Origin of the sequence: Salipiger sp. HF18 (assembly GCF_011806505.1) — a bacterium.
In the GTDB taxonomy this organism is placed as follows: domain Bacteria; phylum Pseudomonadota; class Alphaproteobacteria; order Rhodobacterales; family Rhodobacteraceae; genus Salipiger; species Salipiger thiooxidans.
This window is the reverse complement of record NZ_JAATOS010000858.1, coordinates 1-948: the sequence shown is the minus strand read 5'-3', so window position 1 is coordinate 948 and position 948 is coordinate 1. Positions and strand designations below refer to the sequence as shown.

Annotated in this window: 1 protein-coding gene; it reads right to left on the bottom strand. The window is 70.0% G+C overall.

Features of this window, described 5'->3' with window-relative positions; translation table 11 throughout:
• Positions 1–948: iron ABC transporter permease (locus HC022_RS27550; protein WP_167454494.1), on the bottom strand; the 948-nt coding region annotated here is incomplete at both ends.

Here is a 948-nt window from a genome sequence, read left to right as displayed (position 1 = left end):
ATGCCGACGCCCAGTACCGCTCCCGGCGCCGCGTAGCCGATGGTCGTCACCGGCAACAGCAGCCGCGGCAGCTGGTGCCCGGAGAGGCGCACGCCGTAGACGAGGAAGACCGCGCCCAGCACCGTCAAGATCGCCGCCAGACCGCAGACCACCAAAGTGTGCAGCCCAGCCTCCCAGAGCCGGGGGTCGGCCCAGTTCTCGGCGTTGCGCAGCGCGTGCTTGAGGATCACCCCGCCCGGCAGCAGGAAGCCCATGGCGAAGGGGATGAGGCAGGCCAGCGTCGCCAGCCATGCCCCGCGCGAGGGCAGCACCTTGCGGGTGACCGGGCGCGAGCGGGTCGAAAGGTTGAAGAAGCGCATCTTCCGGCGCGAGCTCTTCTCGAGCAGCACCAGCAGGATCACCAGCGCGAGCACCGTGGTGGCGATCTGCGCGGCGCCGCCTGCGTTGTTGCTCTGCAGCCAGACCGAGAAGATGCCGGTGGTCAGGGTCTGCACCGCGAAATAGTCGACCGTGCCGAAGTCGTTCACCGATTCCATCATCACGATCGCCATGCCCGCGGCGATGGCGGGCCGTGCCAGCGGCAGGCCCACCCGCCAGAACCGGCCCATCGCCCCGGAGCCCAGCGACTGCGCCACCTCCTCGGACGAACCCGACTGCTCGCGGAAGGCGTTGCGGGCGAGCAGGTAGACATAGGGGTAGAGCGCGGCGGCGAGCACGATGATGGCAGCGCCCATCGAGCGGATCTCGGGGAACCAGTAGTCGCGTGCGGTCTTCCAGCCGAAGAGCTGCCGCAGGGCGCTCTGCACGGGCCCCGCGTATTCCAGGAAATCCACCAGCGCGTAGGCGCCCACGTAGGCCGGGATCGCCAGCGGCAACAGCAGCAGCCACTCGAGCCAGCGCCGGCCCGGGAACTCGTAGCGCGACACCAGCCAGGCCGCGCCCGAGCCC